The 25,064-nt window shown below is 61.5% G+C and carries 24 protein-coding genes and 1 riboswitch; of the genes, 14 read left to right on the forward strand and 10 right to left on the reverse strand.

All coding sequences use genetic code 11. The features are described from left to right. The first annotated feature begins 137 nt into the window (after nt 1–137). Genes mdcA through madM form a run of 9 tightly spaced genes read left to right on the forward strand, consistent with a single transcriptional unit; the run spans nt 138 to nt 7,469 of the window. Nucleotides 138–1,811, forward strand: coding sequence for a malonate decarboxylase subunit alpha (gene mdcA, locus N5D61_RS13190; RefSeq protein WP_279893160.1), 1,674 nt, complete (start codon nt 138–140; stop codon nt 1,809–1,811). Further along, the gene (locus N5D61_RS13195; protein ID WP_279893161.1) at nt 1,811–2,698 is read left to right on the forward strand and encodes a triphosphoribosyl-dephospho-CoA synthase; all 888 of its coding nucleotides are present in this window, start codon (nt 1,811–1,813) and stop codon (nt 2,696–2,698) included. The genes mdcA and N5D61_RS13195 overlap by 1 nt, the downstream gene beginning before the upstream one ends. Continuing rightward, complete coding sequence (locus N5D61_RS13200) at nt 2,698–2,997, forward strand: malonate decarboxylase subunit delta (protein ID WP_279893162.1); 300 nt, start codon at nt 2,698–2,700, stop codon at nt 2,995–2,997. Before N5D61_RS13195 ends, N5D61_RS13200 begins: the two co-directional genes overlap by 1 nt. Then, the gene (locus N5D61_RS13205; RefSeq protein WP_279893164.1) at nt 2,990–3,841 is read left to right on the forward strand and encodes a biotin-independent malonate decarboxylase subunit beta; all 852 of its coding nucleotides are present in this window, start codon (nt 2,990–2,992) and stop codon (nt 3,839–3,841) included. Before N5D61_RS13200 ends, N5D61_RS13205 begins: the two co-directional genes overlap by 8 nt. After that, entirely contained in the window at nt 3,838–4,638 is an 801-nt protein-coding gene (gene mdcE / locus N5D61_RS13210; RefSeq protein WP_279893165.1) for a biotin-independent malonate decarboxylase subunit gamma, read from the forward strand. The genes N5D61_RS13205 and mdcE overlap by 4 nt, the downstream gene beginning before the upstream one ends. Next, nucleotides 4,638–5,267, forward strand: a complete 630-nt coding sequence (locus N5D61_RS13215) for a malonate decarboxylase holo-ACP synthase (protein WP_279893167.1) — start codon at nt 4,638–4,640, stop codon at nt 5,265–5,267. The genes mdcE and N5D61_RS13215 overlap by 1 nt, the downstream gene beginning before the upstream one ends. Beyond that, nucleotides 5,264–6,211, forward strand: coding sequence for a malonate decarboxylase subunit epsilon (mdcH, locus tag N5D61_RS13220; RefSeq protein ID WP_279893168.1), 948 nt, complete (start codon nt 5,264–5,266; stop codon nt 6,209–6,211). The genes N5D61_RS13215 and mdcH overlap by 4 nt, the downstream gene beginning before the upstream one ends. A gap of 60 nt (nt 6,212–6,271) precedes the next feature. Then, nucleotides 6,272–6,703, forward strand: a complete 432-nt coding sequence (gene madL / locus N5D61_RS13225; protein ID WP_108237695.1) for a malonate transporter subunit MadL — start codon at nt 6,272–6,274, stop codon at nt 6,701–6,703. Nucleotide 6,704: 1 nt separating this feature from the next. After that, nucleotides 6,705–7,469, forward strand: coding sequence for a malonate transporter subunit MadM (gene madM, locus N5D61_RS13230; RefSeq protein WP_108237696.1), 765 nt, complete (start codon nt 6,705–6,707; stop codon nt 7,467–7,469). Nucleotides 7,470–7,679: 210 nt separating this feature from the next. Here madM and N5D61_RS13235 read toward each other — a convergent pair whose 3' ends face one another. Beyond that, nucleotides 7,680–8,600 (reverse strand): LysR substrate-binding domain-containing protein, encoded by a 921-nt coding sequence (locus tag N5D61_RS13235; RefSeq protein ID WP_108237697.1) that lies wholly within the window; start codon nt 8,598–8,600, stop codon nt 7,680–7,682. 167 nt (nt 8,601–8,767) lie between these two features. On the opposite strand from N5D61_RS13235, the gene N5D61_RS13240 reads away from it, so the two are divergent. Then, on the forward strand, nt 8,768–9,385 hold the full coding sequence (locus N5D61_RS13240) for a hemolysin III family protein (RefSeq protein WP_279893169.1): 618 nt from the start codon (nt 8,768–8,770) through the stop codon (nt 9,383–9,385). A 48-nt stretch (nt 9,386–9,433) separates the two neighbouring features. Here the strand turns inward: N5D61_RS13240 and N5D61_RS13245 are convergent, their stop codons facing one another. Then, on the reverse strand, nt 9,434–10,153 hold the full coding sequence (locus N5D61_RS13245; protein ID WP_279893171.1) for a 16S rRNA (uracil(1498)-N(3))-methyltransferase: 720 nt from the start codon (nt 10,151–10,153) through the stop codon (nt 9,434–9,436). A gap of 157 nt (nt 10,154–10,310) precedes the next feature. After that, nucleotides 10,311–11,717 (reverse strand): adenosylmethionine--8-amino-7-oxononanoate transaminase, encoded by a 1,407-nt coding sequence (locus N5D61_RS13250; RefSeq protein WP_279893173.1) that lies wholly within the window; start codon nt 11,715–11,717, stop codon nt 10,311–10,313. A 209-nt stretch (nt 11,718–11,926) separates the two neighbouring features. Here N5D61_RS13250 and N5D61_RS13255 point away from each other — a divergent pair, with 209 nt between their 5' ends. The 3 genes from N5D61_RS13255 (at nt 11,927) to N5D61_RS13265 (ending at nt 15,208) form a co-directional block, all read left to right on the forward strand. Further along, complete coding sequence (locus N5D61_RS13255) at nt 11,927–13,714, forward strand: flavin monoamine oxidase family protein (protein ID WP_279893175.1); 1,788 nt, start codon at nt 11,927–11,929, stop codon at nt 13,712–13,714. Nucleotides 13,715–14,034: 320 nt separating this feature from the next. Beyond that, nucleotides 14,035–14,586 carry a cytochrome b gene (locus tag N5D61_RS13260; RefSeq protein ID WP_108237702.1) on the forward strand — a complete coding sequence of 184 codons (552 nt, stop codon included), beginning with the start codon at nt 14,035–14,037 and terminating at the stop codon, nt 14,584–14,586. A 25-nt stretch (nt 14,587–14,611) separates the two neighbouring features. Continuing rightward, entirely contained in the window at nt 14,612–15,208 is a 597-nt protein-coding gene (locus N5D61_RS13265) for a YceI family protein (protein WP_279893177.1), read from the forward strand. Nucleotides 15,209–15,265: 57 nt separating this feature from the next. Here the strand turns inward: N5D61_RS13265 and N5D61_RS13270 are convergent, their stop codons facing one another. The 5 genes from N5D61_RS13270 to ahcY all read right to left on the reverse strand — a co-directional run bounded on the left by N5D61_RS13270 (nt 15,266) and on the right by ahcY (nt 21,900). Further along, nucleotides 15,266–17,155, reverse strand: coding sequence for a DEAD/DEAH box helicase (locus N5D61_RS13270; RefSeq protein WP_279893179.1), 1,890 nt, complete (start codon nt 17,153–17,155; stop codon nt 15,266–15,268). A 207-nt stretch (nt 17,156–17,362) separates the two neighbouring features. Further along, on the reverse strand, nt 17,363–18,187 hold the full coding sequence (locus tag N5D61_RS13275) for a transporter substrate-binding domain-containing protein (RefSeq protein WP_279893277.1): 825 nt from the start codon (nt 18,185–18,187) through the stop codon (nt 17,363–17,365). An 80-nt stretch (nt 18,188–18,267) separates the two neighbouring features. Beyond that, nucleotides 18,268–19,383: a hypothetical protein gene (locus tag N5D61_RS13280; protein WP_279893180.1), complete on the reverse strand. Its 1,116-nt coding sequence runs from the start codon at nt 19,381–19,383 to the stop codon at nt 18,268–18,270. A 79-nt stretch (nt 19,384–19,462) separates the two neighbouring features. After that, complete coding sequence (gene metF, locus N5D61_RS13285) at nt 19,463–20,308, reverse strand: methylenetetrahydrofolate reductase [NAD(P)H] (protein WP_108237706.1); 846 nt, start codon at nt 20,306–20,308, stop codon at nt 19,463–19,465. A gap of 182 nt (nt 20,309–20,490) precedes the next feature. Next, a complete protein-coding gene (gene ahcY / locus N5D61_RS13290; RefSeq protein WP_279893181.1) occupies nt 20,491–21,900 on the reverse strand; it encodes an adenosylhomocysteinase in 1,410 nt (469 codons plus the stop codon). A gap of 21 nt (nt 21,901–21,921) precedes the next feature. After that, nucleotides 21,922–22,023, reverse strand: a riboswitch (S-adenosyl-L-homocysteine riboswitch). A 200-nt stretch (nt 22,024–22,223) separates the two neighbouring features. On the opposite strand from ahcY, the gene N5D61_RS13295 reads away from it, so the two are divergent. Beyond that, nucleotides 22,224–22,628 carry a hotdog domain-containing protein gene (locus tag N5D61_RS13295; protein WP_108237708.1) on the forward strand — a complete coding sequence of 135 codons (405 nt, stop codon included), beginning with the start codon at nt 22,224–22,226 and terminating at the stop codon, nt 22,626–22,628. Nucleotides 22,629–22,787: 159 nt separating this feature from the next. On the opposite strand, the gene otnI is transcribed toward N5D61_RS13295, so the two are convergent. Further along, nucleotides 22,788–23,579 carry a 2-oxo-tetronate isomerase gene (gene otnI / locus N5D61_RS13300; RefSeq protein ID WP_279893183.1) on the reverse strand — a complete coding sequence of 264 codons (792 nt, stop codon included), beginning with the start codon at nt 23,577–23,579 and terminating at the stop codon, nt 22,788–22,790. Between the two features lie 18 nt (nt 23,580–23,597). After that, nucleotides 23,598–25,055 carry an SLC13 family permease gene (locus N5D61_RS13305; RefSeq protein ID WP_279893184.1) on the reverse strand — a complete coding sequence of 486 codons (1,458 nt, stop codon included), beginning with the start codon at nt 25,053–25,055 and terminating at the stop codon, nt 23,598–23,600. Nucleotides 25,056–25,064 lie beyond the last annotated feature (9 nt).

A 25,064-nucleotide genomic window follows, 5' to 3' on the forward strand; every position in this document is an offset into this window, starting at 1 on the left:
CGCACCATCCGCTCCCCATCATTGGGCAAATTGCCGTCATTCATTACTCCAACCGTAACGATCCCGCGCGTTGCTTGATTGATGCCCCCGCCGCGTCCTCCTAAGGTGATCCACGACAGCGAACTCGTGGAGTCAGCATGACGACAACAACGAAACTTGACCCGCGCTGGTCGCGTCGCCGCAGCGAAAAGCAGCGGCGACTCGAGCAAGTGCGTTCCCTCGCCGATGGCGTGGTTCTGCCCACTGACAAGATCGTCGCTGCGCTGGAGGCGCTGATCACGCCCGGTGACCGCGTAGTGCTTGAAGGTAATAACCAGAAGCAGGCGGACTTTCTTTCTCGCTCGCTGGCCAAGGCCGATCCGGGCAAGCTTCATCATCTGCACATGATCATGCCCAGCGTTGGGCGCCCTGAGCATCTGGACCTCTTCGAGCGCGGCATCGCCCGCAAACTCGATTTCTCCTTCGCGGGCACGCAAAGTCTGCGCATCAGTCAGCTACTGGAAGACGGCTTGCTGGAAGTGGGCGCGATTCATACCTACATCGAGCTTTACTCCCGTTTGTTGGTCGACCTGATTCCCAACGTGGTGTTGTCTGCCGGGTTCATGGCGGACCGCGCGGGTAACATCTACACCGGTGCCAGCACCGAAGACACGCCCGCGCTGATCGAACCGGCCGCCTTCAGCGATGGCATCGTCATCGTGCAAGTGAACCAGCTGGTGGAAGACGTCAGCGATCTGCCTCGGGTGGACATTCCGGCGTCGTGGGTCGATTTTGTGGTGGTGGCCGACAAACCGTTCTATATCGAACCGTTGTTCACTCGCGATCCACGACATATCAAGCCTGTCCACGTCCTCATGGCCATGATGGCCATCCGTGGGATCTACGAAAAGCATAACGTCCAGTCGCTGAACCACGGTATCGGCTTCAATACGGCCGCCATCGAACTGATTCTGCCCACCTACGGCGAGTCGCTGGGGTTGAAAGGGAAGATCTGCCGCAACTGGACGCTCAATCCTCATCCCACTTTGATCCCGGCGATCGAAAGCGGCTGGGTCGAAAGCGTGCATTGCTTCGGCACCGAGCTGGGAATGGAACATTACATCGCGGCGCGGCCGGACGTATTTTTCACTGGGCATGACGGCTCGATGCGCTCGAACCGCATGATGTGTCAGTTGGCAGGCCAATACGCGGTGGACCTGTTCATCGGCGCCACGCTGCAGGTCGATGGCGACGGCCATTCCTCGACGGTGACGCGCGGTCGGCTTGCCGGTTTCGGTGGCGCGCCGAACATGGGACATGACCCGCGTGGCCGCCGCCACGGCACCCCGGCCTGGCTGGACATGCGCCAGCAGAATGTTGGCACCGACGCCTATCTGGAGCGCGGCAAGAAACTCGTCGTGCAGATGGTTGAAACCTTCCAGGAAGGGGGCAAACCGACGTTTGTCGAGCAACTGGACGCCATCGATGTGGCCAAGAAGAGCGGCATGCCGCTGGCGCCCATCATGGTGTACGGCGATGACGTCACGCACTTGCTCACCGAGGAGGGCATCGCCTACCTCTACAAAGCGCGCAGCCTCGAAGAGCGCCAAGCGATGATCGCTGCCGTGGCAGGTGTGACGGCCATCGGGTTGCGTCACAACCCCAAAGACACCGAGCGCATGCGTCGTGAGGGACTGATCGCGCTGCCTGAAGACCTGGGCATCCGCCGCACCGACGCCAGCCGTGAATTGCTGGCCGCCAAGAGCATTGCCGAGCTCGTGGAATGGTCCGGCGGCCTGTACAACCCGCCTGCGAAATTCAGGAGCTGGTGATGCACGCATTCAACGTCGCATTCAATGCGTCGCCAGCTTCGCTGTCATGGGCGGAGCGCCTGGCAGATCTCGCGGTGGACGCGCTGATCGATGAGGCCGATCTCTCGCCAAAACCTGCGTTGGTCGACCGCCGCAGCAGTGGCGCGCATCAGGATCTGCACCTCGGCTTGATGCACGCGTCGGCGCTGTCCCTCTGGCCAGCCTTCAAGGAGATGGCCGAGGCGGCGCTGGCGATCGGTGAGGTCAATCAGACCTTGAGAGAAGCGGTGGGTCGGATCGGGCGCGAAGGCGAGGCAGCCATGATGCGCACCACGGGCGGCGTGAACACTCACCGTGGCGCAATCTGGGCGCTGGGCCTGCTGGTGACGGCAGCGGCACTCAATGCGTTGGATCTCTCGCCCGCGGGTTTGGGCGCGCGCGCAGGCTGTCTGGCGTTGATCGAGGATCGGCAGCGGCCTGCCGTCAACAGCCATGGGGCGCACGTCGCTCGGACTTTCGGTGTGATGGGCGCCAGGGAACAGGCGCAAATGGGTTTCCCTGCAGTCATCCAGACCGGTTTGCCACAGCTTGAGCGCAGCCGCGCAGCGGGCCATTGCGAGCAGAACGCCCGGCTCGACACCTTGCTGGCGATCATGACCACACTTTCTGACACCTGCGTGCTCTACCGCGCAGGTGAGCGGGGCCTGCACGCCATGCAACACGGCGCCCGTCGCGTACTGGACGCGGGCGGCAGTGCGACGCTCGGCGGTCGCCGCGCCTTGCATGAGCTCGATCAGCAATTGATGGGCCTTAACGCATCCCCTGGAGGCGCGGCTGACTTGCTCGCCGCCTGCCTGTTCATCGACAGCCTTGAGCCTGCGCTCGGCACTCAAACGAGGACGCTTTGATGGAAACCCTGTCATTTGAATTTCCCGCAGGGCAACCGCCCACCGGGCGTGCACTGGTCGGTTGCGTGGGCTCCGGCGACCTTGAAGTGCTGCTCGAGCCCGGTCTGCCCGGCAAGTTGACCATTCAGGTGCTGACGTCGGTCAACGGCAGTTCCGCGCGCTGGGAGCATCTGTTCCAGCGCATGTTCGAGGGGCAGACACCTCCTGCGATGAGCATCGATATCCATGATTTTGGCGCGACACCCGGCGTGGTGCGCTTGCGGTTGGAGCAAGGTTTCGAGGAGATCGGCCATGTCTGACACCGCCCGCTTGCTCAAACAACACAGTTTCGTCGAACTTGGCGCCCGGCAGCGTGCCCGTGCCTTGCTCGACCAAGGCACCTTTCGTGAACTGATCGACCCTTTTGCCCGCGTGACTTCGCCGTGGCTGGCCAGGCAGGGCGTCGTACCCCAGGCCGACGATGGCGTGGTGATCGCCAAAGGCTCGATCGGTGGTCGGCCCGTTGTGGTCTGTGCCATTGAAGGGGCTTTTCAGGGGGGCAGCATGGGCGAGGTCGGCGGCGCGAAAATGGCCGGTGCGTTGGAACTGGCTGCGGAAGACAACCGCAACGGTGTCCCGACCGCGGCAGTGCTGCTGTTGGAAACCGGCGGCGTGCGATTGCAGGAGGCCAACCTCGGCCTGGCAGCCATTGCGGAGATTCACGCAGCCATTGTCGACTTGCGTCGCTATCAGCCGGTGATCGGTGTCGTGGCGGGCAGCGTCGGTTGCTTTGGCGGTATGTCGATTGCCGCCGGTTTGTGCAGTTACCTGGTGGTGACCCAGGAAGCGCGTCTTGGCCTGAACGGCCCGCAAGTGATCGAGCAGGAGGCGGGGATCGAAGAATATGACTCCCGTGATCGTCCGTTCATCTGGAGCCTTACCGGTGGCGAACAGCGCTTTGCCAGCGGTCTGGTCGACGCTTACGTCGCCGACGACATTACGGCCATCGCGCAACAAGTCGAACACCTGCTGAGCCAGGGCAAACCCGCACACGAGCGCAGCGGCCAGTATGCGTCGTACCTGCAACGGCTGTCCGGGCTGGACACCACCTCCCAGATCGACCCCGCTGCGGTGCGCACCTTGTATCAAGGAGAACAGCCATGACTGCATCCATGCGTGGGTTGAACTGGTTCAACGCTTTGACGAGTGGCGCCTCACCCGTCGTCGGCCTGCCGGCGTCGGTACTGGCTGCCGACAGCGAGTTGGACGCCCAACCCGCACGTTTCCTGGCGGTGGTTGCCGATCCGTCCAACCGTTTCCCCCGCGCGCAGAATGGCGAAGTGGGGCTGCTGGAAGGCTGGGGGTTGGCCAAGGCAGTGGATGCCGCCATCGAGCTGGATCGGCAAAGCCCACAGAAGCGAGCCCTGATTGCCGTCATCGACGTACCGAGTCAGGCCTATGGCCGCCGTGAAGAGGCGCTGGGCATTCATCAGGCCCTCGCCGGTGCGGTGGACGCCTACGCCCGGGCACGACTGGCGGGCCATCCTGTGATCGGGCTATTGGTGGGCAAGGCAATGTCCGGCGCATTTCTCGCCCACGGTTACCAAGCCAACCGTTTGATCGCCCTGCGTGACCCAGGCGTGATGGTGCATGCGATGGGCAAGGTTTCTGCGGCCCGAGTGACCCTGCGCAGTGTCGAGGAATTGGAGAAACTGGCGGCGAGCATTCCGCCCATGGCCTATGACATCGACAGCTACGCGGGGCTCGGCTTGCTGTGGGAAACGCTCTCGGTCAGTCAAATCGAGCAACCCTCCTCCGACGACGTCAGCAGTGTTCAACAGTGCCTCCTCGCTGCGATCAAGGACACGCAAGGCCACGGCACCGACCTGAGTTCGCGGCTGGGGGCGCCCAACCGGGCCGCCTCTGCAAAGGTACGCGAGCTGTTACGGGCGCAGTGGTGATGACGTTTGGCTTGCCTGTGCAGCCCCATGATCTGTTGTGGGGCCTGCCCGTGGCGACCTTGCCTGCCGATGCGCCTGGGTGGGTGTTCGAGTCGGTTGCGCTGGGGCATCCGGTGGTGGTCCGTCGGGCACGGGTCGATCGGGGCTCTGTGGCCGTCGGCGTGCGCGGGCAATCCCGGGATCAGCGCTATGCGACCGTGATGAACCGGGATCACGTCACCCGGCAGGTTCGGCCCGAACAGTTGGTCGAAGCGGTGGAAGAGGTTCGCACCGATTGGCCTGTCTGGCGTGCCTTGAACCAGGTGCGTCCGGTGCTGGACGCGATCGGCCTGCCCTGGGGGATCACGGGGGGCGCCGGATTCGAACTGGCGACCGGCATTCAGGTGCTGCATCGCGACAGCGACCTCGATCTGATCCTGCGTACCGAATCGTTCCTGAGCCGTCCACAGGCTGCGCAATGGCTCGAAGCACTGAACGGCGCCGCGTGTCGCATCGACCTGCAGTTGCAAACCCCAGCCGGGGCCGTTGCATTGCGCGAGTGGGCGGGCAGCGGACGCCAGGTATTGCTCAAGGCTGACAACGGCGCGCGCTTGGTCAGCGATCCTTGGCTCTGCGAGGAGTACGCATGAGCAGCTTCTGGGTTTTTCCCGGCCAAGGGGCGCAGCAAGCGGGCATGTTGCACGCGCTACCGGACGATCCGTTGGTCAGGGAGTGTCTGCGCCAGGCCAGTGAAGTCCTCGACGAAGACGTGCTGGAACTGGACTCGCCTCAAGCCCTGCAAGCCACGCGTGAGGTCCAGTTGTGTCTGCTGATCGCGGGTGTGGCCTGTGCTCGGGTCCTGATGGCGCGGGGCAGCGCACCGGATTACGTGGCCGGCCTCTCGATTGGTGCTTATCCGGCTGCCGTGATCGCTGGGGCGCTGAGTTTCGCCGACGCCCTGCGACTGGTCGCTTTACGCGGCGAACTGATGCAAAGGGCTTATCCACAGGGCTACGGAATGACCGCGCTGACGGGCCTGGATCAGGGTGTGGTCGAACGTTTGGTCGCCCAGGTACACGGCCCGCACAGCCCGGTGTATCTGGCCAACATCAACGCGGACAACCAGTTCGTCATCGCTGGCAGCGATCAGGCGATGGCTGACGTCGCCACGCTGGCCAAGGGCGAGGGAGCGGCGATGGCCAAGCGGTTGGCGGTCAGCGTGCCATCACACTGTGAGTTGTTGAATGAACCGGCGCAGGCATTGGCGCAGGCCTTCGCGCAGGTGACCCTCCAAGCGCCAACCTTGAAATACCTCAGTGGCAGCACCGCGCGCCCGTTATTTACTGCCGACAAATTGCGCGAGGACCTGGCGTACAACATGTGTCGGCTCATCGACTGGCGCAGCACCGTGCAAACCGCTTATGAGCGAGGGGCGCGCCTGCAGATCGAGCTACCGCCCGGTGCCGTCCTGACGGGGCTGGCGCGGCGTGTCTTTGGAAATGGATTGGAACAAGGATCGGCTGTCGCCTTTCAGGGCGCCCGGCTGGATACGCTGAGCGCGCTGTCGCGAGAGGAGGGATGTCGCCACCCCTAAACCGGTTGCTGCTATCGAAGGAACACAAAAACAACAAATTCGACGATTGAGGCCAAGACAATGATTATCTACGGTGTTGCGTTACTCGCCATTTGCACCCTCGCGGGGGTGATTCTCGGTGATTTGCTCGGTGTGCTGCTGGGCGTCAAATCCAACGTGGGCGGCGTCGGGATCGCGATGATCCTGTTGATCTGCGCCCGTCTCTATATGCAAAAGCGCGGTGGCATGAGCGAAGGCTGCGAAATGGGCGTCGGTTTCTGGGGCGCGATGTACATTCCGGTGGTCGTGGCCATGGCCGCGCAGCAGAACGTCGTCACAGCCCTCAAAGGTGGGCCGATCGCCGTGATCGCCGCCATTGGCTCAGTGATCATCTGCGGCGGCACGATTGCGCTGATCAGCCGGATCAATAAAGGGGAGCCCCTGCCCAAGGAAGAGCCCGAAACGCTGCCCCCAGTGATCACGCCGACCGCAGCACCGGCAGGAGGTCGCTGATATGTGGGATCTCATTCAGAAAGACTTGATCAGCCAAGGTCTGATCACGGCGTTCGCCGTCGTGGGCGTGGTGATGTGGATCTCCGTGCTGCTGTCCAAACACCTGACGTTCGGGCGGATTCATGGCTCTGCGATCGCCATCGTGATCGGCCTGGTGCTGGCGTGGGTGGGAGGCGTGATGACTGGCGGCCAGAAAGGCCTTGCCGACCTTGCCTTGTTCTCCGGCGTGGGGTTGATGGGCGGTGCGATGTTGCGCGACTTCGCCATCGTGGCGACGGCCTTCGAGGTGCAGGCCACGGAAGCCAGAAAGGCCGGGCTGATCGGCGCATTTTCGCTGTTTCTCGGCACGGTGTTGCCCTTCATTGTCGGTTCTTGCGTGGCTTATGCGTTTGGCTACCGCGATGCGGTCAGCATCACGACCATCGGCGCCGGCGCTGTGACTTACATCGTAGGCCCCGTAACCGGTGCGGCGCTGGGCGCCAGTTCGGATGTCATGGCGCTATCCATTGCCACCGGCTTGATCAAAGCCATTCTGGTCATGGTTGGCACGCCAATGGCCGCGCGCTGGATGGCGCTGGACAACCCGCGTTCGGCCATGGTGTTCGGCGGGTTGGCGGGCACGGTCAGCGGGGTGACGGCAGGCCTGGCGGCCACGGACCGGCGTCTGGTGCCTTACGGTGCGCTGACGGCAACGTTCCACACCGGGCTCGGTTGCCTGCTCGGGCCTTCGCTGCTGTATTTCATTGTGCGCGGGATTTTGGGTTAAGCCCGGATCTGCACTTGATTCTGGCCGAAGGCCGTAGGAGCGCGCTTGCCCGCGAAGAGGTGTGTCAGTAACTAATGAGTGGCGTGACACGCCGCATTCGCCAGCAAGCCAGCTCCCACACGGATCGGCCCCGGTTCTGTGGGAGCCGCCTTGGTGGCGAAAGGGGTTGATCAATCAACATGGAATCTCCTACAGGGCGCACCCCTGCAGCTACCCCTCAGCCAGCCGGTTCGAATACATGCGGCACTCGGCCAGCAACGCCAGTAGATTCGGGTCGCGTTCACGGGCTTTGAGAAACACCAGCCCTATGTGCTGCTGCATGCGGTAGCGCGACTGGAGCGGAATCAGGCGTACGCGGTTCTCATACACGGCGGCGATCCGGCCGGGCAGCAAAGCGTAACCTACCCCGGAGCTGACCATGCTGAGCAGCGTAAAGATGTCGTTGACCTGCATCGCCACCTTCGGCTCGAATCCCGCCTGCTGAAATACCCGGGTGCCGTCGCGATGGGTAGCGAAGCCCTGGGTCAGGGTGATGAAGGTCATTTCCCGCAGATCGCTCAAATCCACCTCGCTTTGCTGGGCGAAGGGGGAGTCGGCGGGTGTGGCGAGAAAAATATCGTCGGAGAACAGGGGCAGGTGCTCGCAATCCGGGTCGCTGACGCTCTCGTTCAGGGAGACCAGAACGGCGTCCACTTCCATGTTTTTCAGCTTGTAGAACAAATCGATGTTCGAGCCCAGGATCAGGTCGATATTCAGCTCGCTGCGGCGGATTTTCAGACCCATGATCAATTGAGGTACGGTTTTGACCGTCAGTGAATACAGTGCGCCCAGCTTGAACCGGGCGGCAGAGAAGCCTGCCGCCGCCCGCGTCTGCTCGACCATGCCCAGTGCGTCCTGCACCAGCTTCTGCCCCCGCTCTTCTAGGACGTAGGCGCTTTCAAGGGGGGTCAGGTTGCGGCCCTCGTGCTTGAACAGGGGGCAACGTAGCGCGTTTTCCAGTGAGTGAATCGCCCGATGAACGCTGACGGTGCTGGTCTGCAGCTCTGACGCGGCACGCGCCAGGTTGCCGGTGCGCATGAAGGCCAGGAAAATTTCCAGCTTTTTGAGGGTCAGTTCTTCATCGATCTGCATCGTGTCACTTCCGCCGCACATTCTTGTTGTTCAGGCGTCCGATTGTGCCCAAACCATTGCTGAATGGCTGCATTAAAAGCGCATTAACCTCGGTCGATGCATTGCGCTTTTGAGTCATAAGTTGGAGCCTTGGCAGGTGTCGTGCAACTGAGCGAGGTCATTTGCGGATGTATTACGGAGAGAAATTCAACGCCTGGACCCATCTTGTGGGTGCCGTACTGGCGTCGGTCGGCGCCATATGGCTGTTGGTTATCGCCAGTCTGGCGGGTGATGTGTGGAAGATTGTCAGCGTTGCCATCTACGGCGTTGCGCTGGTGCTGTTATACAGCGCATCGACCGTGTACCACAGCGTACGGGGCCGGGCGAAGGTGATCATGCAAAAGGTCGATCACCTGTCGATTTATCTGCTGATCGCGGGCAGCTACACCCCGTTCTGCCTCGTGACCTTGCGCGGGCCTTGGGGCTGGACCTTGTTCGGGATCGTCTGGGGGCTCGCCGTGATCGGCATGCTGCAGGAAATCAAACCACGCTCCGAAGCGCGCGTGATGTCCATCGTGATCTATGCCGTCATGGGCTGGATCGTGCTGGTGGCGGTCAAGCCATTGGTCAGGGCCTTGGGGACCGCCGGTTTCACTTGGCTGGCACTGGGCGGCGTGCTCTACACCGTGGGAATCATTTTCTTTGCCTACGACAAGCGCTTCCGGCATTGGCACGGGATCTGGCACTTGTTCGTCATCGCGGGCAGCCTGCTGCATTTCGTGGCGATTACCCGCTACGTCCTTTAGCCGCTCAAGCGCTTTCCGCCAGGCGGGGACGCGTCATCGCGGGCGCGCTCAGAAATCCCCCCATAACTGCTGCGCCACGCTCAGCGCCACCACTGGCGCGGTTTCCGTGCGCAGCACCCGCGGGCCAAGGCGGGCAGCGAGGAAGCCTGCGTCCTGAGCCTGGTCGACCTCCGTGTCGTTGAGACCACCTTCCGGCCCGATCAGAAACGCCAGGCTGCCGGGTTTTGCATGGCTGACCAGCGGTTCGGCGACAGGATGCAGCACCAGCTTCAGATCGGCTTGGGTGTGTTTGAGCCAGTCGGCCAGTGCGAGCGGCGGATTGATCGTCGGCACCACGGACCGTCCGCACTGTTCGCAGGCGCTGATGGCGATCTGTTGCCAGTGAGCCTGACGCTTTTCCGCGCGCTCGTCCTTCAGTCGAACTTCGCAGCGTTCGCTGATAATCGGTGTGATCTGTGCAACACCCAGTTCGGTGGCTTTCTGAATGGCCCAGTCCATGCGTTCGCCCCTGGAAAGCCCCTGCCCCAGGTGGATGCGCAACGGCGACTCGACCATTCCGGCGAAGCATTCATTGACGTGAACACGAACGCGCTTCTTGCCGACTTCGACGAGCGTGGCACGAAACTCCATGCCTGAGCCGTCGAACAACTGCACCGCATCGCCTTCGGCCAGGCGCAGCACACGCCCGATGTAGTGCGCTTGTCCTTCAGGCAGCTCGTGCTCGCCGATGCTCAGCGACGCGTCAATGAAAAAACGGGAGAGTCTCATGGTTGTTTCTCTGTAAAACGGTTGAATGATCGTTCCCACGCTCCGCGTGGGAATGCATCCCGTGGCGCTCTGCGCCGCATCATCGGACGCAGAGCGTCCAGTGTCGGGCTCCCACGCGGAGCGTGGGAACCATCACCAGGGGAGCGTTCAGTTCCAATCAGCCGGGATCACGGAAGTCTGGATGGAAGTTCTCGCGCACGGCCACGTTGATGCTGCTGCGGGTCGCGATGTCGATGCCTTCGCTGGCCACCTCGGCGAGAAAATCGATCTGCTCGGGCGTGATCACATAAGGCGGCAGGAAGTACACCACGCTGCCCAGCGGCCGCAGCAGCGCTCCGCGGGTCAGGGCGTGTTCGAACACCTTCAGGCCGCGTCGTTCCTGCCACGGGTAGGCCGCTTTGGTGGCCTTGTCCTGTACCATTTCGATCGCCAGAGCCATGCCGGTCTGGCGGACCTCGGCTACGTTCGGGTGGTCCGCCAGATGCGCCGTCGCACGCTTCATGCGATCCGCGAGCGCATGGTTGTTCTCGATGACGTTGTCCTGCTCGAAGATGTCGAGTGTCGCCAACGCCGCCGCACACGCCAGCGGGTTGCCGGTGTAGCTGTGGGAATGCAGGAAGGCCCGCAGTGTCGGGTAGTCATCGTAAAACGCCTCGTACACGTCATCGGTGGTGAGGCACGCCGCCAGCGGCAGGTAACCGCCCGTCAGCGCTTTGGACAGGCAGAGGAAGTCCGGACGGATCCCGGCCTGTTCGCAGGCGAACATCGTCCCGGTACGACCGAAGCCCACGGCGATCTCGTCGTGGATCAGGTGCACGCCGTAACGATCGCAAGCCTCTCGCAGCAGCTTGAGGTAGATCGGATCGTACATGCGCATGCCGCCCGCGCCTTGGATCAACGGCTCGATGATGACCGCCGCCACTGTCTCATGATGCTCAGCGAGAGCCTGCTCCATCACCGCGAACATCGTGCGGGTATGGTCTTCCCAGCTCACGCCTTCCGGGCGGTGGTAACAATCGGGGCTTGGGACCTTGATGGTGTCCATCAAAAGCGCTTTGTACGTCTCGGTGAACAGTGGCACGTCACCTACCGACATCGCCGCCACCGTTTCGCCGTGGTAGCTGTTGGTGAGGGTGATGTAACGCTTTTTCGCCGGTTTGCCCCGATTGAGCCAATAGTGAAAGCTCATCTTCAGAGCGACTTCGATGCAGGACGACCCGTTATCGGCGTAGAAGCAGCGGGTCAGCCCTTCCGGCGTCATGGCCACCAGCCGCTCGGACAGTTCGATCACCGGCTGATGGCTGAACCCTGCGAGGATCACATGCTCCAGTTGATCGACCTGATCCTTGATGCGCTGATTGATACGCGGGTTGGCGTGGCCGAACACGTTGACCCACCAGGAACTGACGGCGTCCAGATAACGCTTGCCTTCGAAGTCCTCCAGCCAGACCCCCTCACCCCGCTTGATCGGAATCAGCGGCAGGTGTTCATGATCTTTCATCTGCGTACAGGGGTGCCAAAGGACCTTGAGGTCACGCTGCATCCACTGGTCATTGAGGCCCATCGTTCATCTCCAGGTACGGCTCGCGCGGGGCGAGGGCGAAACAATCGCGCAAGCCTATGCAATGCACGCCAGCGGGACAACCTTTGCTGCCGGAAAAGGGCTCGACGGACATTGCTGGCGGGCCTCAAGCGGCTGGCGTATCCTGCGCGCTCCTGAAAAGACGGATTGGAAAAATCCGCTATTTCCTTGTTCATTCCGGAGTTCGCTGAATGCTTTCTGGTTGGCTGCGCGCCTGTGCGCTGATGGTGGTTGGGCTGGTCAGCGTTTCGGCGCTTGCTGTGGAAAAGCCGCACACGGCGATTGTCGTCGGCGGCGGTCTGGCGGGCCTGACGGCTGCCTATGAGCTGCAAAACAAGGGCTGGCAGGTCACGCTGTTGGAAGCCAAGCCTGCGGTCGGCGGCCGGTCCGGCCTGGCGGGCAGTGAATGGATCGGCAACGCCAAGGCGCAACCGGTCCTGAACCAGTACCTGGATCGCTTCAACCTCAAGCCAGTGCCCGCGCCCGAATTCGTACGCACGCCGGGTTACCTCATCGAGGGTGAGTACTTCTCGGCGGCCGATCTGGCGGCCAAACAACCAGCCACCGCCGAAGCGATCAAGCGCTACGAGGCGACGCTGGACGACCTGGCCAGATCCATTACCGATCCGGAAAATCCAGCGGCCAACAGCACTCTGTTCGCACTGGACCAGATCAACGTGGCCAACTGGCTGGACCGCCTGAGTCTGCCACCCACCGCCCGGCAACTGATCAACCAGCAGATCCGTACCCGCTATGACGAGCCTTCGCGCCTGTCGTTGCTGTATTTTGCACAGCAGTCACGGGTCAATCGCAACGTGGATGACCGTGATCGCCGTGCCGCTCGCCTGCCGGGTGGCAGCGCGGTATTGGCCGAGGCGTTCGTCAAACAGTTGAAAGTGATCAAGACCAACTCCCCGGTCTCGGCCATCAGCCAAGACAAGGACGGCGTGACCGTGAAGGTCGGCTCCATCGGCTACGAAGCGCAATACGTCGTGCTGGCTGTGCCACTGCGCGCGCTGAGCAAGATTCAACTGACCCCGGCACTGGATGCTCAGCATCAGGGCGCGATCAAAAGCACCAACTATGGCTGGCATGACCAGATCATGTTGAAGTTCAAGACGCCGGTCTGGGACAGCAAAGCCCGTATGTCTGGCGAAATTTACAGCAACACTGGGCTGGGCATGTTGTGGATCGAGCCTGCCTTGAAAGGCGGCGCGAACGCGGTGATCAACCTCTCTGGCGACAACGCGCGCATCATGCAGGCTTTCGGTGACAAGCAAATGGTGGATCAGGTCCTGATCCGCTTGCATGCGTTCTATCCTCAGGCGCGCGGTGCGTTTACCGGTTACGAGATCCGCCGCTCCAGCGTCGATCCGTCCACGGGCGGTGCGTATCTGGCATTCGGACCAGGGCAGATCAGCAAGTACTGGCGCCTGTGGGAAAGGCCGCTGCAGCGCATTGCCTTCGCTGGCGAGCACACGGATACCCTCTATCCAGGGACATTGGAAGGTGCATTGCGCACAGGGCAGCGGGCCGCGAGTCAGGTGCAGGACCTGGCAGCAGGCAAGTCGTTCGAGCCAGTGAAAGTCGAACCTGCAAAAGCGCCCGAACCGGCAACGAAAGAAAGCAGCGGCGGCATCGGCGGCTTCTTCTCCAACCTGTTCGGCGGATCCAAGTCCGAGCCGAAGCCGGTCGAGAAAGCACCCGAGCCAGCACCCGTTCCGGCTCCGGCCCCAGCGCCTGCTCCAGCGCCGGTCACTGCACCTGCTCCGGTGGTCGAACCCGCCAAGCCTGCTGTCGAACCTGCGAAAAAGGCACCTGCCAAGAAAGAACCGGCCCACAAGGAGCCCGTTAAGAAAGCGCCGACCAAGCCCGCGACGACGCACAAACCTGCAGCCAAAACCGAGGCTGCCAAGAAGGCACCTGCCAAAGCGACGACGGAAAAGGCAGCCACACCGGCGGCGAACACCAACAACTGATCGCCCATTCGGGCAGTGAAAAGGCGCGGTCACAAACCGCGCTTTTTTTTTGTCTGCCCCATGACAGCGTCTAGAGTGATGAAGGGTCGGCCACCCTGAATCAGGTTATGCGGCTTTGCGCGACCACGGGATTGGTTCCCTGTGTCGGCGTTGACCGAGGACGGAGATAACGTTCCGTTAATCCCTCGCGCCGAACAATGTGACGGGAAATTTCAATCGTATTTCCCGATATTTCAAAGCAAAAATTTGCGCTTTCTTTCGATAGGTAAACCGATAGTCTTTCTCACAGCTTTAACGGGCTGTTTTCAAGGATCGCTAGCATGCAGTTACGCAACTCTTCTTCACGCTACGGCTGGGTCAGCATTGTCTTGCACTGGGGCGTCGCCCTGACGGTTTTCGGATTGTTTGCCCTAGGCCTGTGGATGGTGGGTCTGGGGTATTACGATGCGTGGCGCAAGGCGGGGCCGGATCTGCACAAAAGTATTGGCATCACGCTGTTTCTGGTCATGCTGTTTCGCGTGGTCTGGCGCTTGTTCAGCCCGCCACCGCCCGCACCGGCAAGCCACAGCCGGTTCGTCAGGACCGCTGCCAAGCTGGGCCACGCGTTCCTGTATCTGGACCTGTTCCTGGTGATGTTCGCCGGTTACCTGATTTCCACCGCCGACGGCGTCGGAATTCCGGTCTTCGGATTGTTTGAAGTGCCTGCGCTGATCAGCGGACTGCCCAACCAGGCAGACGTCGCCGGTGAAGTGCACCTGTATCTGGCCTGGACGCTGGTGATCTTTGCGGTACTCCACGGGCTGGCCGCCTTGAAGCATCACTTCATCGACCGTGATGCCACATTCATTCGTATGCTTGGCCGCAAGGCCTGAATTCAACTCAAAAGGAAGACGACGCATGTTGAAAAAGACACTTGCTGCACTGGCTCTGGGTTCTGCGCTGCTGTCGGCCGGTCAAGCAATGGCCGCTGACTACACCATCGACAAGCAAGGCCAGCACGCTTTCATCGATTTCAAGATCAGCCACTTGGGCTACAGCTTCATCACCGGTACGTTCAAAGACTGGAGCGGTACCTTCAGTTTCGACGCCGCCAAGCCTGAAGACAGCAAGATCAGCATCGATATCAAAACCGCCAGCATCGACACCAACCATGCTGAACGCGACAAGCACATCAGCAGCAAGGATTTCCTGGATGTCGCGACCTATCCTGACGCCAAGTTCGTCTCCACCAGCGTCAAGTCGACCGGCAAAAACGCTGATGGCAAAGATACGGCTGACGTCACTGGCGACCTGACCCTTCACGGCGTCACCAAGCCGGTCGTCATCAAGGCTGTCTTCAATGGCGAAGGCAAGGATCCATGGGGCGGCTACCGCGCTGGCTTCAACGGCACGACCACCATCAAGCGCTCCGATTTCGGCAAGATGATGGACTTGGGCCCGCAGTCCGACACCGTAACCTTCGATATCTCGTTCGAAGGTGTGAAAGCCAAGTAAAACGGGCTGCCAACAAAAACGCCGACCCTAGGGTCGGCGTTTTCGTTACCGCGGGGTTCAGTTGTCGCGATTACGCGTCAGCAGCGCCGGCTTCTCGCCGCGTGGGCGGCTAGGCAATTGGTCCAGCATCTCGGCAGATGGGAATCGATCGACCTTGGATTCCTTGTGCACGATCTTTGGCCCTGGTTGCCCGTCACGGGCGTTGGAGACTGCAGGCTCCTGACGGGCCGACTGATCTTCGCGGGACGGACGGCGGTTGCGCGGCGCGTCCTCGCGGCGGCCGGAACCATTGCGCGGCTGGCCGTTACGCTTGCCCTGGCCACCTGCGCCAGCACCGTTGCTCGCTCCACTACCTGACCCGCTACGCGAACCGTTACGCCCCGGCGACTGTCCACGAGGCGCTTGCGACGGGCCTGCCGCAGGGGCGCCCGGACGGCGATTGCGGCCAGACGGGTTCTTGTTCTGATAGGGGCTGACGTAATCGGCACGGTTACCGAAGTTATCCACCTCGTCATCCAGGAACTCTTCCGGGTCACGATCCGCGCGGGGGGCGGGTGCACGAGACGAACTCGCTTCAGCGGATGGCGTGCCCTGACGAGGCTTCTGCCGACGCTGCTGGTTGCGTGCCGGGCGTTGTTCGCCTACGGCAGCCGCGGCAGTCGCTGGTTTTTCCTTGCCCTTGTCCTTCCCTTTGTCCTTGCGGCCACCATTGGCGTTTTCGCCACGCTGAGCGCGGCCATTGCGCGGGTTGCGCACGTCGGGACGCTCACGCACTTCAGGCTTTTCCGCCTCGACAGCATTGATGTCGAAGCCCATCAGATCGCCATCGGGGATCTTCTGTTTGGTCATGCGCTCGATGCTTTTGAGCAGCTTTTCTTCATCCGGTGCCACCAGCGAGATCGCCTCGCCCGTACGGCCTGCCCGACCGGTACGGCCAATGCGATGCACGTAGTCCTCGTCGACGTTGGGCAGCTCGAAGTTGACCACATGAGGCAACTGATCGATGTCCAGGCCGCGCGCTGCGATGTCGGTCGCGACCATGATGCGCACGCTGCCGGCCTTGAAGTCCGCGAGGGCCTTGGTGCGGGCGTTCTGGCTCTTGTTGCCGTGGATCGCGACAGCGCTCAGGCCGTGCTTGTCCAGGTACTCGGCCAGGCGGTTGGCGCCGTGCTTGGTACGTGTGAACACCAGCACCTGCTCCCACGCACCCTGGGTGATCAGGTGGGCGAGCAGTGAGCGCTTGTGATTGGCCGGCAAACGGAACACCCGCTGCTCGATGCGCTCGACCGTTGTATTGGGCGGCGTGACTTCGATGCGCTCGGGATTGTGCAGCAGCTTGCCGGCAAGGGCCGTGATGTCGGGGGAGAACGTGGCCGAGAACAGCAGGTTCTGACGTTTGGCGGGCAGACGCGCGAGGACTTTCTTCACGTCGTGCACGAAGCCCATGTCCAGCATGCGGTCGGCTTCGTCGAGGACCAGAATCTCGACATGAGACAGGTCGACGCTGCCTTGACCGGCCAGATCGAGCAACCGACCCGGGCAGGCGACCAGTACATCCACGCCACGTGCCATTGCCTGGACCTGCGGGTTCATGCCAACGCCACCGAAGATGCAGGCGCTGACGAACTTGAGGTTCTTGGCGTAGATCTTGAAGCTGTCGTGAACCTGTGCGGCCAGTTCACGCGTAGGGGTCAGGACCAGGACGCGCGGCTGGCGTGGGCCGTGACGCTGGGATTTGTCCGGGTGACCGGCGGGGAACAGACGCTCCAGAATCGGAAGCGCGAAACCGCCGGTTTTACCTGTACCTGTCTGAGCGGCGACCATCAGATCGCGGCCTTGCAACACGGCGGGAATGGCCCGCTGTTGCACCGGAGTAGGCTGGGTATAGCCAGCAGCCTCGATGGCGCTGACTAAAGCCTCGGAGAGACCGAGGGAAGCAAAGGACATGAGTAATCCTGTCTTAAGTTGGGGCCAAGGGGCCCGAATAGGAATGATCTGCGCTGCACGAATCGGCGCGCGATCCCGGGGTCTGTAAGTTCAACTCGTGGCAGGGCGCGTGAACGAAAATGCGCTGCTGACGTGATCGAGAAGTCTTCTGGGAGACCGAGTATCCGGGCGTAAGCCTGGCGGGAACGCCGGAGTATAACAGAGCAATCACAATGCGCTGCGTTCGCGCTGCTCAACGGTGTCGTTGTTGTCGCTTGCAGGTGACACCTGATGGGCGTCAACGGGTGCCAGCAGCGTCTCGCCCGTGTAGCGCGCCACCAGTTGTGCGTAGGCCGGTTCGCGCTTGAAACGCTTGAGCTCTGCCCCGAACCTCTGCGCCAGCAGGTCCATGCCAGCGTTGCGTCGCAGCGCGAGGTATTGCTCACGCGTGTTCAGAACCGTCGGAAGCTGACTGACCTGATCCCGCAGCCTCAGGTGTTCCAGCATCTGCTGGCCCAATCGACGGTCGGTCACCAGCAGGTCGATGCGACCGCGAATCAGCTTGCCGAAGTTGGCTTCATGACTGGGGGCCGGCTCTCGTGTGAAGTCCGTCGAATGGTCGAAATCGGGCCTATAGAGATAACCCGGCGAGACCCCGATCGTCAGGCCTTTGAGGTCTTCCAGGCGATTGAATGCGTGGGGCCGCGCATCGGCCTGGAACAGCACCCAGTTCACCTCGGACAGCGCCTCGCTCGGATACAGCAGTAGGTCATCGCGTTCGGTGGCTTTGAAAATGTCCAGCGCACCGTCGGCTTCACCTCGCTGCAGCATCATCAGGCAGCGCTTCCATGGCAGGAATTGCCACTGCACCTCGATGCCGAGCCGCTGAAAGACAATCGCCGTCGTTTCATAGTCCAGCCCCGAAGCACGGCCATTGTCCACCATGGCGTAGGGTGCCCAGGGTTCGGTCACGATGCGCAGCTTTTCGCCCAGAGCGTTTGCGCTCAGGCAGGCGAGCAATAGTGGGAGCAGGAGTCGGAGGGTCAGCGGCATCGGGCGAGAGTACGACGCGCGCCGCGCGATGAGAAGAGGCAAGCCCAAGCGGAACCTTCCGACTCGGCCCGGCAGCGCATTTACGACGCTTTCCGGACCCTGACGAGATGCTGGTAGATCTCCACGCGCTGGCGACCGAGCAGCCGTCGAACGGCCCAGTGTTCGAGCCATTGATGAAGTTGGCCAGGGGCGATCGGCTGGTCCAGACGCGACTGCGCGTTATTGAACGCCTTTTCCCACCAGACGGCAGAGCAGGCGCGGTCGAACTCGTTCGCATGGGCGCAGCAGCCATACAGCACTTCTCGCACGAACTGACGTTGCGGCTTGGGCACCGCCAAGGTGGCGCTCTTGTACAACAGACGCTGCCAAGCGGGAGGGCGGGGCAGATGGATCGACACGTTTGCGGTGTCGGCCAGCGCTTCGGGGCTGACCGGGTCATCGCGGTGCTTGTGCAGCCAAGCGCGAACCTTGGCCCGGAACAGCTCTTTGCGGCTCCAGTAGTGGTGGATCAAATCGGGGCACTGCTCGGTCCGTAAGGTTCGGTAGGCGGCGACGCCAAGACAGAACTCCTCCAGCGTGATGGCGCCTGGCGTGATCGGGAAGAACTCATCCATCAAGTCGATGGACGCGTCCAGCACCCAGGCATTTTCATGGGTCAGCCCGATCACCCCCGAATTCACCAGGCGCATCGCATCGTCGGCGAGCCCGCGTTGAGCCAGCGTATCGGCCAGCGCGGTATAGAGGATGGTTTCTTTGCACTCGTCATAGCGCAGGTGCAAGGCATTGCACAGCAGGCTGTCTGGGCGAACCCTGTCGAACAGCGCCATGGGGCTTGCCCGGAAGAATGTGTCGGTGTCGATGAGGATCGCTTTTTCCGCTTCTTCCAACACTTGGCGGGCAACGACGTGCTTACATCGGAAATGATAGTGATGCGGGCCGCTCCAGGCGTGACGCATGGCGGCATCGATCGGGCGAACCCTCACCGGCAAGCGGTGATAGGGCTCGGGGTTGTCGCTGAACACCTGGATGTCGAACGGGCGCTCTGAGGCGCCACCCGCTTTCGCCAAGGCGCTTGCGATGCTGAACACCGCTTCCTGATGGTAAGTCTGTGCGCCGAATACCAGGTAAACCAGTTGCGGGCGTGGGTTTGCTTTCTGATGAACACTCAACTGCTTGAATCCGTCTCGGTAGGGCATTGGCAGGCTATCTGCGATCAGCCTGCCGCGCGAACATTACCCTATAGTGACCGGCGTGTCCGAGATGGATTCCCGCCATTCAGCGGGGCAGCTTCAGGTTGTTCCACAGCGCAAGGCTGGGCTCGGCCTGATTCAGGGTGTAGAAGTGCAGACCAGGGGCGCCACCCTGTAACAACCGCTCACACATTTCGGTAATGACTTGCTCGCCGAACGCCTGAATGCTCGCCGAGTCATCGTTGTAGGCTTCCAACTGTTTGCGAATCCAGCGCGGGATTTCTGCACCGCAGGCGTCGGAAAAGCGCGCCAGTTTGCTGTAGTTGGTGATAGGCATGATGCCCGGCACGATAGGGATCGAAACGCCCATTTTCTGCACGCGCTCGACGAAGTAGAAGTAGCTGTCGGCGTTGAAGAAATACTGGGTGATCGCGCTGTCCGCACCGGCGTTGGCCTTGCGCACGAAGTTCTTCAGATCTTCTTCGAAGCTGCGGGCTTGTGGGTGCATTTCCGGGTAGGCCGCCACTTCGATATGAAAATGGCCACCGGTTTCTTCACGGATGAAGCTCACCAGGTCGTTGGCGTGGCGCAGTTCACCGCTGGCCATGCCCATGCCGGACGGCAGGTCGCCGCGCAGGGCAACGATGCGTTTGATACCCGCGTCTTGGTACTGGCTCAGCAGACCGCGCAGATCGGCTTTGCCGTCGCCCACGCACGACAGGTGTGGGGCGGAGGGGATGTTCACTTCCTTCTCCAGCTGCAACACGGTGTTGATCGTGCGGTCACGCGTGGACCCACCCGCACCATAGGTGCAGGAGAAGAAGTCGGGGTTATAGCTGGCCAAGGTGCGGGCAGTGGCCATGAGTTTTTCGTGACCCGCGTCGGTCTTCGTCGGGAAGAACTCGAAACTGTAGCGACGGTCTTGCGACATCGGAGGGAACCTCCAGCGGCAAGCTATAAGCTGCAAGCTGCAAGAGGGTGTAGCGCCCACTCTCTGCGACTTCTCGCTTAACGCTTGGTGCTGCAAAAATACTTGGACGATTTGGGCGCCGCGAGCAGCAAGCAAGAACGCCGATAACGCACTTGCTTGCCGCTCGTAGCTTGTCGCTGCTTTTAGTACCGGTAAGCGTGCGGCTTGAACGGGCCTTCGACGGTCACGCCGATGTAGTCGGCCTGGGTCTTGGTCAGTTTGGTCACGACGCCGCCGAAGCCACGCACCATTTCCAGCGCGACTTCTTCGTCCAGTTTCTTCGGCAGGACTTCGACCGTCAGGCGCTCGGCTTTCTGGGCCGGGCTCAGGTCAGCGTACTTCTGGCCGAACAGGAAAATCTGAGCCAATACCTGGTTGGCGAACGAACCGTCCATGATGCGGCTTGGGTGACCGGTGGCGTTGCCCAGGTTCACCAGACGGCCTTCGGCCAGCAGGATCAGGTAGTCGTCGTTCTGTGGGTCGAACTCGCCAGCGCCGGTGCGGTGAATCTTGTGCACCTGAGGCTTCACTTCTTCCCATGCCCAGTTCTTGCGCATGAAAGCGGTGTCGATTTCGTTGTCGAAGTGACCGATGTTGCAGACCACAGCGCGTTTTTTCAGCGCTTTGAGCATGTTCGCGTCGCAGACGTTGACGTTACCGGTGGTGGTCACGATCAGGTCGACCTTGCCCAGCAGGGCCTTGTCGATGCTGGCTTCGGTGCCGTCGTTTTCGCCGTTGATGAAAGGCGAAACCACTTCGAAACCGTCCATGCAGGCTTGCATCGCGCAGATCGGGTCCACTTCGGTCACTTTGACGATCATGCCTTCCTGACGCAGCGACTGAGCCGAGCCCTTGCCCACGTCACCGTAGCCGATGACCAGCGCTTGCTTGCCCGACAGCAGGTGGTCGGTGCCGCGCTTGATGGCGTCGTTCAGGCTGTGACGGCAACCGTATTTGTTGTCGTTCTTGCTCTTGGTGACCGAGTCGTTGACGTTGATCGCGGGGATCTTCAGCTCGCCTTTGGCCAGCATGTCCAGCAGGCGGTGAACGCCGGTGGTGGTCTCTTCGGTCACGCCGTGGATGCGTTCCAGCATCTGCGGGTATTTCTTGTGGAGGATCTCGGTCAGGTCGCCGCCGTCGTCGAGGATCATGTTGGCGTCCCAGGGCTGACCGTCCTTCAGGATGGTCTGCTCGATGCACCACTCGTACTCTTGCTCGGTTTCACCTTTCCAGGCGAACACCGGAATACCGGCAGCGGCGATGGCGGCAGCGGCCTGATCCTGAGTCGAGAAAATGTTGCAGGACGACCAGCGTACTTCGGCACCCAGGGCAACCAGGGTTTCGATCAGCACGGCAGTCTGAATGGTCATGTGGATACAGCCGAGAATCTTTGCGCCCTTGAGCGGTTGCTCACTGGCATATTTGCGACGCAGGCCCATCAGGGCAGGCATTTCGGATTCAGCGATGATGGTTTCGCGACGGCCCCAGGCAGCCAGGGAAATGTCCGCGACTTTGTAGTCGTTGAAATCGTTGGGCGTCAGTACAGCGCTCATGAAGAGTCTCCATTCGTAGTGTGCGAATGGGCGCCGTTGTGCGTTTAAGGCCTGCCCGAAGCGAGCAGACAACGCCCCATCCGAGCCTGACAGGACTGACCTGCTGCAGCGCCCCTCGGACAGGTGGCGGGAAAACGGTATCAAGCGGTGATGACCGTTTTTTGAAGCGGGGGAGAGTATAGCGGCGTCTCCGGTTCAGCCCAAGAGGCGCGTTCAGATAAATGACGAGCGACTAATCGAGACCATAGTCGATGCTCAATGGAGGTTAATGCCCAGGGCTGGCACTATGCTGGTCATCTAGAGGCAGATGACAGGAGCTAATCATGAATTTCCACACTCGCAAGTGGGTAAAGCCCGAAGACCTCAACCCCAACGGCACGCTGTTCGGTGGCAGCCTGCTGCGCTGGATCGACGAGGAGGCGGCGATCTATGCGATCGTGCAACTGGGCAATCAGCGGGTGGTGACCAAGTACATCTCCGAGATCAATTTCGTCAGCGCCTCGCGTCAGGGCGACATCATCGAGCTGGGCATCACGGCCACTGAGTTCGGTCGCACATCCATCACCCTGATGTGCGAAGTGCGCAACAAGATCACCCGCAAGAGCATCCTGACGGTCGACAAAATGGTGTTCGTCAACCTAGGGGAGGACGGTCTGCCAGCGCCGCACGGCAAGACCGAGATTACGTACATCAAGGATCAGTTCAAGGAAGAAGTGATCGGGGAGTAGCCACCGTTGTAGGAGCGCGCTTGCCCGCGATGAAGATCGTTCCCACGCTCTGCGTGGGAATGCAGCTTCTGCCGCTCCGCATCAGGCCGGGTGAACGCAGAGCGTCCGGTGAAGCGTTCCCACGCAGAGCATGGGAACGATCAGTCATCGTAGTCAGGGTCAGGTGGGGTTAGCGGCCTTCCACTCCCGCAACCATTGCAAACCTTCGCTGGTATCGCCTTTCGGACGATACTCGCAACCGATCCAGCCGGTGTAACCCAGGCGGTCGATTTCTTCGAAAATCCACGGATAGTTCACTTCGCCCAGATTTGGCTCGTGGCGATCCGGTACTCCCGCGATCTGGATGTGGCCGACGCCCGCGAAGTCGCGACGCAGTTTGCTGATCACGTCGCCTTCAACGATCTGGCAGTGGTAGAAGTCGAACTGCACTTTCAGGTTGTCCGCACCCACTTCCTTGCACACCGCTTGACCCTGATCCTGGCGATTCAGGAAGAAGCCTGGCATGTCGCGGGTATTGATCGGTTCGATCAGCACCGTGATCCCCACCTTGGCTGCTTCCTGCGCTGCGTAGCGCAGGTTCTCGATATACACCGCGTGGTGTTTCTCGCGCAGATCTTCGCTCGGCAGCAGCCCTGCCATCACATGAATGCGGTCATTACCCAGCACTGCTGCGTATTCCAGGGCTTTCTGAATGCCTGCCCGGAACTCTTGCTCACGATCCGGCAGCGAGGCGATTCCCCGTTCGCCTTTGGCCCAGTCCCCCGGCGGGGCGTTGAACAGCGCTTGAGTCAGCTTGTTGTCCACCAGGCGCTGCTTGATTTCGGCCGCCGTGAAATCGTACGGAAACAGGTACTCCACTGCCTCGAACCCGTCTGCCGCCGCGGCAGCGAAACGGTCGAGAAAGTCGTGTTGCGGATACAGCATGCTGAGGTTGGCTGCAAAACGAGGCATGTGGGTCTCCAGAAAGGCTTAAACGAAAGGCCAGAGCAGCAAGGTGAACAGGAAGCCCAGTGTACCCAGAACGGTCACCAGGAACGTCCAGTTGCGCAGGCCGTCACCGACATTCAGGCCTGCCAGTTTGGTGAACATCCAGTAACCGGCGTCGTTGATGTGGGACATGGCCAGACCGCCACCGCCCATGGCCAGGCACAGCAGGGCCATGTGGTTGGCGCTGAGGTTCAGGGTCGCGATCAATGGGCTGAGGATACCGGCGGTGGTCACCAGCGCCACGGTGGTCGAGCCTTGGACGGCGCGCAAGAGCAGCGTCAGGATGAAGCCCAGTGCCAGAACCGGCAGCCCGGTGTTGCGCAGGGCGTCGGACACGACCGCCCCGATACCTGTATCGACCAGCACTTTACCGAACACGCCACCCGCACCGGCAATCAGGATCACCATCGCCACGCCCGGCAGCGCCGAACCGATCACGTCGGACACTTGGCTACGGCTCCAGCCGCGACGCGACCCCAGAATCCAGGCGCACAGCAGGGTGTCGATCAGCAGCGCGACCAGCGGTGCGCCGAGAACCGTAAGTACGCTGCGCAGGCCGGAATCGGCTGGCAACAGGGTCGTTGCCAGTGTACCCAGCAGAATCAGGACAATCGGCAGCAAGATCAGCGCGACGATGAGGCCCGCGCCCGGTGCTGGCGCTGCTGGCAAGCGAGCGGCCAGGCTGCTGGCACTTTCTTCCAGACCCAGTGCTTGGGTGTGGGTGGCTTCCTTGGCGTTGGAATAATCGTTGTTGGCCCACGCCACCAGGTCGTCGTTGGTGATGTGCGGACCGTAGACTTCGCTGCGGATGTCGTCGGTCATCGGGAAGGTCTTGCGGGTCATACGACCGGCAATGACATAGCCGATCAGGCACAGCACCGCGACGATCGGGATACCGAACATCAGCACGCGGCCCAGGTCAGCGCCCAGTTGACCGGCGGCCGCGACAGCGCCCGGGTGCGGAGGCAGGAAGGCATGAACCGACAGCAGCGCCGCGCACATTGGCAGGGCGAAGATCAGCAGCGGCTTACGGGCTGCGCGGGCAACGCCGTAGGCCAGTGGCATGAGGATGATCACGCCCACTTCGAAGAACACGGGGATGCCAACCATGAAACCGGCCACGGTCAACGCCAGCGGCGTGCGCTTGTTGCCAAAGCGATCGATCAATGTCTTGGCCAGTGCTTCTGCACCGCCGGACAATTCAATGATGCGCCCGATCATGGCACCCAACGCGATGATGATCGCGATGTGGCCGAGGGTTTTGCCCATGCCGCCTTCGATGGTGGTCACCAGGTCGGCCGGTTTAACCCCGGCGACCAGCGCGACGATGATGCTCACCAGCATCAGGGCCACGAACGGCTGAAATTTGTACTTGAGTACGAGCAGGAGCAACAGCGCGATACCGGCTCCAGCGATGGTCATGAGAAGTAGTGGGGTCATGTCGTGTGG

This window comes from Pseudomonas sp. GD03842 (genome assembly GCF_029841165.1).
Classification (GTDB): Bacteria; Pseudomonadota; Gammaproteobacteria; order Pseudomonadales; family Pseudomonadaceae; genus Aquipseudomonas.

What these genes read in the sequence shown, in the direction of transcription:
- mdcA (WP_279893160.1), top strand. Translation starts at nt 138, where the DNA reads ATGACGACAACAACGAAACTTGACCCGCGCTGGTCGCGTCGCCGCAGC.
- N5D61_RS13195 (WP_279893161.1), top strand. Translation starts at nt 1,811, where the DNA reads ATGCACGCATTCAACGTCGCATTCAATGCGTCGCCAGCTTCGCTGTCA.
- N5D61_RS13200 (WP_279893162.1), top strand. Translation starts at nt 2,698, where the DNA reads ATGGAAACCCTGTCATTTGAATTTCCCGCAGGGCAACCGCCCACCGGG.
- N5D61_RS13205 (WP_279893164.1), top strand. Translation starts at nt 2,990, where the DNA reads ATGTCTGACACCGCCCGCTTGCTCAAACAACACAGTTTCGTCGAACTT.
- mdcE (WP_279893165.1), top strand. Translation starts at nt 3,838, where the DNA reads ATGACTGCATCCATGCGTGGGTTGAACTGGTTCAACGCTTTGACGAGT.
- N5D61_RS13215 (WP_279893167.1), top strand. Translation starts at nt 4,638, where the DNA reads ATGACGTTTGGCTTGCCTGTGCAGCCCCATGATCTGTTGTGGGGCCTG.
- mdcH (WP_279893168.1), top strand. Translation starts at nt 5,264, where the DNA reads ATGAGCAGCTTCTGGGTTTTTCCCGGCCAAGGGGCGCAGCAAGCGGGC.
- madL (WP_108237695.1), top strand. Translation starts at nt 6,272, where the DNA reads ATGATTATCTACGGTGTTGCGTTACTCGCCATTTGCACCCTCGCGGGG.
- madM (WP_108237696.1), top strand. Translation starts at nt 6,705, where the DNA reads ATGTGGGATCTCATTCAGAAAGACTTGATCAGCCAAGGTCTGATCACG.
- N5D61_RS13235 (WP_108237697.1), bottom strand. Translation starts at nt 8,600, where the DNA reads ATGCAGATCGATGAAGAACTGACCCTCAAAAAGCTGGAAATTTTCCTG.
- N5D61_RS13240 (WP_279893169.1), top strand. Translation starts at nt 8,768, where the DNA reads ATGTATTACGGAGAGAAATTCAACGCCTGGACCCATCTTGTGGGTGCC.
- N5D61_RS13245 (WP_279893171.1), bottom strand. Translation starts at nt 10,153, where the DNA reads ATGAGACTCTCCCGTTTTTTCATTGACGCGTCGCTGAGCATCGGCGAG.
- N5D61_RS13250 (WP_279893173.1), bottom strand. Translation starts at nt 11,717, where the DNA reads ATGGGCCTCAATGACCAGTGGATGCAGCGTGACCTCAAGGTCCTTTGG.
- N5D61_RS13255 (WP_279893175.1), top strand. Translation starts at nt 11,927, where the DNA reads ATGCTTTCTGGTTGGCTGCGCGCCTGTGCGCTGATGGTGGTTGGGCTG.
- N5D61_RS13260 (WP_108237702.1), top strand. Translation starts at nt 14,035, where the DNA reads ATGCAGTTACGCAACTCTTCTTCACGCTACGGCTGGGTCAGCATTGTC.
- N5D61_RS13265 (WP_279893177.1), top strand. Translation starts at nt 14,612, where the DNA reads ATGTTGAAAAAGACACTTGCTGCACTGGCTCTGGGTTCTGCGCTGCTG.
- N5D61_RS13270 (WP_279893179.1), bottom strand. Translation starts at nt 17,155, where the DNA reads ATGTCCTTTGCTTCCCTCGGTCTCTCCGAGGCTTTAGTCAGCGCCATC.
- N5D61_RS13275 (WP_279893277.1), bottom strand. Translation starts at nt 18,187, where the DNA reads ATGCCGCTGACCCTCCGACTCCTGCTCCCACTATTGCTCGCCTGCCTG.
- N5D61_RS13280 (WP_279893180.1), bottom strand. Translation starts at nt 19,383, where the DNA reads ATGCCCTACCGAGACGGATTCAAGCAGTTGAGTGTTCATCAGAAAGCA.
- metF (WP_108237706.1), bottom strand. Translation starts at nt 20,308, where the DNA reads ATGTCGCAAGACCGTCGCTACAGTTTCGAGTTCTTCCCGACGAAGACC.
- ahcY (WP_279893181.1), bottom strand. Translation starts at nt 21,900, where the DNA reads ATGAGCGCTGTACTGACGCCCAACGATTTCAACGACTACAAAGTCGCG.
- N5D61_RS13295 (WP_108237708.1), top strand. Translation starts at nt 22,224, where the DNA reads ATGAATTTCCACACTCGCAAGTGGGTAAAGCCCGAAGACCTCAACCCC.
- otnI (WP_279893183.1), bottom strand. Translation starts at nt 23,579, where the DNA reads ATGCCTCGTTTTGCAGCCAACCTCAGCATGCTGTATCCGCAACACGAC.
- N5D61_RS13305 (WP_279893184.1), bottom strand. Translation starts at nt 25,055, where the DNA reads ATGACCCCACTACTTCTCATGACCATCGCTGGAGCCGGTATCGCGCTG.